The following is a 538-nucleotide window of genomic DNA, read 5'->3' on the forward strand; positions in this document are numbered from 1 at the left end:
CATCCCGGCCCGCAGGGCCGGCCGGTGCGCATGACCGGCATCCTGCTCGACGACACCGAGCCGCAGGGCCGGCCGGTGCGCATGACCGGCATCCTGCTCGACGACACCGAGGGCACGACGCGCCTGCGCGAGATCGAGGCGCTCAGCGCCAAGCTGAACCGCGCGGTCACGCTGGCCTCGGTGTCGGTGTGGCGCATCGACCTGGCGACGCAGCGCATCTACTTCAACGACTGGGGCTACCAGGTGATGGGCATCCCGCGCCCGCCCGACGGCCTGACGCTGGAGTACATGCGCTCGACCATCCACCCGGACGACCGCGACCGCTTCCGCCGCGAGCACCGGCGCTTCGGCGAAGCGCCGGGCCGCTACGAGACCTGGTTCCGCCTCGTGCTGCCGGACGGCCAGGTCAAGGAGTTCCACTCGCTCTGCGAAGTGCATCCCGGCCCGCAGGGCCGGCCGGTGCGCATGACCGGCATCCTGCTCGACGACACCGAGGGCACGACGCGCCTGCGCGAGATCGAGGCGCTCAGCGCCAAGC

1 protein-coding gene is annotated in these 538 nt (G+C 72.1%); it reads left to right on the forward strand.

What is annotated here, in order from left to right; all coding sequences use genetic code 11:
• A partial coding sequence (locus AC1D01_RS38180; RefSeq protein WP_477875222.1) for a PAS domain-containing protein occupies positions 1-538 on the forward strand: 538 nt, incomplete at both ends.

The sequence above is a fragment of the Rhizobacter sp. P3_B12 genome, from assembly GCF_056402895.1.